Below are 7,284 nucleotides of genomic sequence, written 5' to 3' on the forward strand. Positions count from 1 at the left end.
TGAATCGTCGTGAATTCCCGTGCGTCACGTTAAGAGATGATGAAGCGAAATTTCAGCAGATTGTTATGAAAATTCGGCGAGAAGTGCCTTCGCAACTCTCAGATCGGCCGTCTCAAAGCCTTCAGTGAAACGGCGGTATACCTTCAGCAAAGAGCGGTGCGCCTTCGCGACCTCCCCACGTTCACGCAGCAAACGGGACATGCTCATGCTCGCTCGAAGTTCCCACGACAACGCATCCTGCTGCCGTGCGAATTTGACGGACTGTAGAAAACACTGCTCGGCCAAGCCGGAACCAGTGCCGTCTTGCAGCAGGATCTCACCTTTCACGCGCAAGAGTTCCGCAACGCACCAAAGCTCTTCTTTTTCCTCGCTCTGCCGAATGGCGGCGTCGACAAGGGCGAATCCTTCCGCCCTCTGTCCTGTGGACGCCAAACCTTTGGCCAGATACCCAAGGAACCGGACATTGTAGAGCGTGAACAATCTTCCCTTTTGGAGATCGTCCAGCGCCGTGCGCAGAAGTGGAATGCCTCGATTCCCATGACCCTGCTTGATCAGAAGCGCGCCTTTCCAGCAGCGACCAAACACTTCCCAAGGTCCGAGCGCGTTCGTGGCCGCCAAGTCGATCATGGTTGTGATTGCGAGGTCCGCAGCCGCCATATCGCCAACGTGAACCCAGACAGGACAAGCCCATCGCGCCAGTGCCTCGCACAGCGAAATCGCATGGCCCGATGCGCGGGCGGCGTCGACAGCATTCTTCGCGGCCTGGACCGCTTGATCCGGGAAGCCCTGTATCCAAAGGAGTTGGGCAGGCTGAACGCGGGCGGTCACTGATTGCCCAAACCGGAAGCGAACCGCACTGGTTGCGATGGCTTCCGGAGCGGAAACATCGTGAGCAAGCATGCGATCCGCGTGGGTGCGAGCGCCCTTGCAATCTCCCATGCAAAAGAGCGTCATGCTCATCATGCGATCGCCAATGAAGCGGTCGAGCCCATTGTTCGCCAGTTTCATGAATTGCTGGGCGACGCCAAGTGCGTTCCGGTACTCACCCATCCCGACCCGGCAAAGCCACAGACCCCAGAGCGCTTCCGATTGAGCGTCGACATCGTGGAGATCCTCGGCCATTTCCAGGGCTTTGGCGAATGCGGCCGGCGCTTGCAGCGCGAACCCCACCTTGAAAGCTTGTGACAGGCCGAGGGCTCTGTAGAGCTGCATGACCTGGCGGGCCTGCGCATCTCGTTCTGGTCCCGGGCCGATGCTCAGCAACGCGCGCTTAACGCATTTCAGACATTCGTCGACCGCTGAGAGCTGATACCACAGTGGGATGGCGGCTACGGTTACGGCAAGTCCGACCGCAGGATCGCCCTTGGCTGAGTAGGCCCAATCCAGCACCACGCGCACGTTGTTGATATGGCGGCTGTACCGCGCCAGCCACTCGTCAGCGGGAAACAATTCGATTTCGCCGTGCGAGTGTTCGAGAACACGACACAGATGGTTGGCCAGACGCAGTATGATGCCATTGAATTCGCCGCGTAGCAAAAGTTTGGCCAACGCGTAAGCGCGGGTTGTGTCGAGCAGTCGGTACTGTGCGATCTTCTGGTGAACGTCGACAACGACAAGAGACTTCGAGATCAGATTAGACAGATGAAGAGGAAGAGTGGTGTCGAGATCACTGTCCCCAGTCATGACGGCGACAATGGCCTCCAGCGTAAACTCACCCGCGAACACGCCCAGACGGCGCAGAAGCGTCTGCTCCGGGGCCGACAGCGCTTCGTAACTCCAATCGATCGTGGCCTCCAGGGTTTGATGCCTGGGAAGAGCGGTGCGTCTGCCGCCGGCGAGCAGCCGGAAACGATCGTTCAGAAGTTTTGCCACGCCGCGCGTGCCAAAGGCCCCAACCCGTCCCGCCGCCAGTTCGATGGCCAAGGGGATGCCATCGAGTTGGCGGCAGATATCGGCAACGAGAGGCGCCTCACCGTCGTCAAATTCAAATCCGCTGCCGCGGGAAATCGCGTGATCAACGAAGAGTTGGACCGCCGGAGAGGTCAGGGCCTCCCCGGCGGTCAATCCGGCCGACATCCGAGGCAGCTCCAGGGGCGCCAGCCGATAGACGCTCTCGCCCTCCGCCCGCAAGCCTTCCCGGCTCGTCGCGAGAATATGGATCTCCGATGTCTGTCGGAGCAGCGCTTCCGCCAGCCGCGCCGTCGCGTCGACAACCAACTCGCAGCTGTCGAAAACAAGCAGCATCCGCCGCTCACGCAGATGCGCGATGACGCCGGCAAGAGGGTCTTTGGAACTGTCGGCTAGGCCGAGCGCGGCGGCCAGCACGCCTGAAACGAGTTGGTCGTTCGCCAGCGGGGCCAGATCGAGAAAGCACACGCCGTGCTTATACGAGGGCAGAAGTTGTTCAGCGACGGCGACACCGAGTGTGGTCTTGCCAATACCGCCGGGTCCCACGATGGTTGTAAGGCGGTATCGTTGAAAGCGGCCTCGCACGGCCTTGATGGCCTCTTCCCGCCCGATTGGCGATCTCAGGAGCCGTGGAAGATTGGTCTGGGCGCTCGCCGCCTCGGTTCCGTCTGCGACGACAGAGGATGAGATCGGCGCCACGAAGCGGTATCCGCGACCCGGAACGGCCACGATGAAATGGGCTGCTCCCCCGGAGTCGCCAAGAGCCTTGCGAAGCAAAGCGATCTGCCCCCTGAGATTCGACTCTTCGACGACGGTGTTCGGCCACGCGCGCGTGACCAGCTCGTCCTTCGTAACCAGCTCCCCGGCCCGATCGGCCAGGGCAATCAAAATGTCGAGTGCGCGCGAACCCAGAGCGACCGGCTTGTTGTCCTTGAACAGGAGATGCCGGTCTGGATGAAGGCGAAAAGCACCGAACGTGATCACAGGTCCGGCAGCAGCCTCCGTTCGGATTGGGGCCTCAACCATGATGCGAACCTCGCTCCGGTTAGCAAGAATGCGCCATGACGCTGTTGCACTGAGGTCACGAGAGCTGATGCCGACAGTGCGGCGTACCCAAACCTTGGAGACCGACGAGGTCGAGCATGCGGTTCTGGAACAGGACGGCGCCATCAATCCCAGACTGCTGGCGGTCGTTGGTGCGGAACCCTGGAAGACCCCGATGACGTGTTTGTAGCGTCTGAAGCAGGCCTCCACTAGCGTGCGCAGGTGGTAGCCGAACATCGCTTGCAACACCATGCGACCGCCTGCGGCAACAGTCGCCGGATGCCTGGCCCCCGCCGGGCGGTGCGTCGCCACCGCCCCCTTGTAAAGGCCGGATGAAATTTGGTTCTCCCGCACTTTGCGTGATGCCGGTGATAACGGACGCCAGGGATGAGCACATGAAGTGAACATCGCAACAACTTCAGTTCACCGTGACCAAGCGCCTCCTCCCCGTGATCCCCGACGGTCTCTGCGTCGAGCATGTTCTGCCGGAGCCGGACCGCATCACCAACTTCGTCCGTCCTCAGCGCCGGTCAGTCCCGTGCCCGCGTTGCCACACGCCTTCGTCCCGCGTGCACAGCCGGCATGAGCGCCGGTTGGCCGACCTGCCATGGCAAGGCCGGCCGGTGATCCTTCGCCTCCAGGCACGCCGGTTCCTGTGCCGAGAGGCCGGCTGCCTGAAGCGCACCTTTGCCGAACGCCTGCCCGGGATTGTGCAACCCTCCGCCCGCCGCTCCGAGCGCCTCGTCGACATTCAGCGCCACATTGCCCTCGCCCTGGGCGGCGAAGCCGGTGGGCGGCTCGTCGAGCGCCTCGCCATGCCGGTCTCCGCCGACACCCTCCTGCGGCTCGCCACCACGGCGCCGCGCATCGACGCCCCGGCGCCTCGGGTGCTGGGGGTGGACGAGTGGGCTTGGCGCAAGGGCCATCGCTACGGGACCATCCTGGTCTGAGGTGGTCCCCGTTCCCTGGACAGTCGGATAAGCTTGGTTCGCCCATCAGGAAGGACGGACCCGATGACGGGGAAACGGAAGCGGTATTCGGCGGAGTTCAAGGCGAAGGTGGCGCTGGAGGCGATCCGGGGCGAGCTGACGGTGTCGCAGCTCGTGGCCAAGCACGGGGTGCACCAGACGCTGATCAACGCCTGGAAGAAGCAGGCCGTCGAGGGGATGGCCGGGGTGTTCTCCGGCAAGGCGGAGGCTGCTGAGGCCAGCCATCAGGGTGAGGTGGAAAAGCTGCACGCCATGATCGGGCAACTGGTCGTGGAACGCGATTTTTTGCGCAAGGCCTCTGGTCGATGAGCGTCGGCCGGAGGCGGGAGATGTTCGAGCCGGAGCATCCGCGCCTGTCGATCACGCGACAGTGCGCGCTGGTGTCGCTCAGCCACTCCAGCTATTACGAGCTGGTGAAGGGCGAGCCGGCCGAGAACCTGGAGCTGATGCGGCGGATCGACGCGCAGTTTTTGGAGACGCCCTGGTACGGCAGCCGGCAGATGACCCGTCATCTCCGGCGCCAGGGGCAGGAGGTCAACCGCAGGCGGGGCCGCCGTCTGATGCTGCGGATAGGCTTGCAGGCGGTCTACCAGCGTCCAAAGACGACGGTGCCTCATCCGGAGCACAAAATCTGGCCGTACCTGCTGCGGGACATGGTCATCGACCGTCCGAACCAGGTGTGGTGCGCTGATATCACGTACATTCCCATGCGCCGTGGCTTCCTGTACTTGGTCGCCGTGATGGACTGGGCGACACGTCGGGTGCTGGCGTGGCGACTGTCGAACACCATGGACGTCGAGTTCTGCCTGGAGGCGGTGGAGGAGGCGATGGCGCGGCACGGCCGCCCGGAGATCTTCAACACCGATCAGGGCAGCCAGTTCACCAGCCCGCGCTTCACCGGCCTCTTGACCGCGGCCGGCATTCGGGTGTCGATGGACGGGCGGGGCCGCTGGAGGGACAACGTGTTCATCGAACGGCTCTGGCGATCGCTGAAATACGAATGCGTCTACCTGCATGCCTTCGAGTTCGGCAGCGAGGCGCGGGCCGGAATCGGCCAGTGGATTGAGTATTACAACGCCGACCGACCGCACTCCCCGCTCGGCGGCCGAACCCCGGCCGAAGCCCACCAGGGCGCCCCGGTTGGGATCAGATTGGCGGCATGACATGGACCTGAACCAAGCTTAGCAAAGCCGCAAATCTGTCCGGGGAACGGGGAGCACCTCACTTTTCTATGCTGCGGTCTTCCCAATCCACCCGCTCTACGGAGTGCCACTTGAGGTAGTTGGCGACCGCGTCATCGAGCGTCGGGAAGAAAGCCTCCTCTCCGATCTGCGCAAAGAGCCCAAATTTCTTCAGCTTGTCCTTCACAGGATCCTTGAGTTCAGCGAACTTCAGATCGACACCCATTTCCTTCAGAATCTTGTGCAGTTCTTCGAGCGTGCCGGCGGCAGTCACGTCCACGCTGGTGACCGGTTCCGCGGAGACGGCGAGCCAGCGCGTTGGCGTCGGCGCATTCTTCACCGCGCCCAGAGCACGCTCCTTGAACAGTTCGGCATTGGCAAAGAACAGCGGCGCATCCCAGCGGAAGAGAACGAGCCCCGGGATCCGGCGGGCATCCGGATAGCGCGTGATATCGTGATAGCCGTTGATTCCCTCGGCACGCCCAAGCACCGCAGAGTACGGACGCCAGCCATCCCACAGGAACTCGATGACGGCTATCACGATCGCCAGTCCGATGCCGGGGATGGCGCCGAACACGGCAACGCCCACGAAACACGCGATGGACAGCCAAAACTCCCAGCGCTGGATGCGGTAGATGCGGAGCAGATCATTGACCTCGATCAGGCCAATGGCCGAGGCAATGACGACTGCAGCGAGGGCAGCGGACGGTAAGTGCTGGAGCAGATTTGGCGCCGCCAGCAGCAGCAGAGCGACGGTAAGCGCGCCAACAACACCGGTCAGCTGGGTGCGGGCGCCTGCCGCCTCCGCCACTGGCGTGCGCGACGAACTGCTGCTGATCGGAAAGCCCTGAAAGAACCCAGCCGCCAGATTGGCTGCGCCCAGCCCGATCATCTCCTGGTTGGGATCGACCGGCATGCGCGTTCGCGCAGCATAGGTGCGGGACAGGACGCTGGTGTCGGCGAACGACACCAAGGCGACGGCAGCACCGCCGATCATGACGACCACGATATCATCGAAGCCGATCCAGGGAATTGTGAACGCCGGCAGCCCCTGGGGTAGCGGACCCAGGACCGAGATGCCAGCGCGCGTGCCCAGGTCCAGGAAACCCGCGACCACGGTGGCGCCAACTACGGCCAGCAGGATGCCGGGAACGCGTTTGTAGTTCTTAAGCAGCAGGATCACCGCCAGCGTGCCACCGCCGATCGCGAAGGCAGTCCAGTTGGTCTTCCCATTCAGGATCGCTTCGGCAATGGCCGTCAAGTTACGCAGCGGTCCATCGCTCTCGATGGAGAATCCGAACAGCTTGGGCAATTGACTGATCAGCACGGTCAACGCGATCCCGTTCATGTAGCCATAGCGAATCGGCTTGGACAGCAGTTCGGTTATGAAGCCCAGCTTGGCCAGCCCCGCCAGGATGCACAGGAGTCCCGAAACAACGGCCATCATGCTGGCCAGGGCAATAGCGCGTTGCGGATCTCCGACCGACAGCGGAAGGACGATGCCAAGGATGATTGCGGCGAGCGAGGAGTCCGGCCCCAGGACCAGGATGCGGCTGGGCCCGAACAATGCATAAGCCACCAGGGGCACGATTGTCGCATAGAGCCCGTAGATGCCCGGCACGCCCGACGCAACGGCATACGCAATACCGACAGGCACCAGCATCGTTGTCAGGACGAGTCCGGCGACGACGTCATGCACAAGCCAGCTTGGCTGATAGTGACGGAGCGTCAGCAGCCCTGGCAACCAACGCATCCAGCCGAATTGGTGCGACATGTGCTGAGCCCCTACATGTATCCCCGTGGCCTAAGGAGACGGAAAGTCACTCAGCTTACGCGAGGATGATCCGCCCCGTATAGCCGACTGCGGCCAGGCTTCATCGCCAGCCTAGCCACCTTTCTTCACCGATCCGAGGAGACGACCGTAAGCCCGCCGCGGATTATGAGCCTTTGGCTGTACAGGTGCGGTCGCCCCGACCGTTATGGAGGTGGTGGCCTAAGATTGCTGGGGTCGGTTGCTGACAGGATCAGATTGATGCTGAGGAACTGAGCTGATGTGGTGGACGGCCGTTCCACCTTCTTGAAACGGTGGCAAGCTGAGGTCGTCGAAGAAACCAGCTCAGAGGGGCCGTCCATGGGAGAGGTGGTGACGATCGGTCTGGACT

At 62.5% G+C, this 7,284-nt stretch carries 4 protein-coding genes; 2 read left to right on the plus strand and 2 right to left on the minus strand.

Features of this window, described 5'->3' with window-relative positions; genetic code table 11:
- Positions 1-63 precede the first annotated feature (63 nt).
- On the minus strand, positions 64-3,204 hold the full coding sequence (locus FHW79_RS30530) for a winged helix-turn-helix domain-containing protein (protein ID WP_211108555.1): 3,141 nt from the start codon (positions 3,202-3,204) through the stop codon (positions 64-66).
- 197 nt (positions 3,205-3,401) lie between these two features.
- Between FHW79_RS30530 and FHW79_RS30535 the strand changes: the two genes are divergently transcribed.
- The gene (locus FHW79_RS30535; protein ID WP_183182395.1) at positions 3,402-3,902 is read left to right on the plus strand and encodes a transposase family protein; all 501 of its coding nucleotides are present in this window, start codon (positions 3,402-3,404) and stop codon (positions 3,900-3,902) included.
- A 63-nt stretch (positions 3,903-3,965) separates the two neighbouring features.
- A protein-coding gene (locus FHW79_RS30540) for an IS3 family transposase (RefSeq protein ID WP_183182396.1) occupies positions 3,966-5,104 on the plus strand; the annotation gives its coding sequence in 2 pieces (ribosomal slippage) (positions 3,966-4,221 and positions 4,221-5,104; 1,140 coding nt in all).
- A gap of 58 nt (positions 5,105-5,162) precedes the next feature.
- Here FHW79_RS30540 and FHW79_RS30545 read toward each other — a convergent pair.
- Positions 5,163-6,896 (minus strand): SulP family inorganic anion transporter, encoded by a 1,734-nt coding sequence (locus FHW79_RS30545; protein ID WP_183182397.1) that lies wholly within the window; start codon positions 6,894-6,896, stop codon positions 5,163-5,165.
- Positions 6,897-7,284 lie beyond the last annotated feature (388 nt).

Source organism: Azospirillum sp. OGB3, from assembly GCF_014192915.1.
Taxonomy (GTDB): domain Bacteria; phylum Pseudomonadota; class Alphaproteobacteria; order Azospirillales; family Azospirillaceae; genus Azospirillum.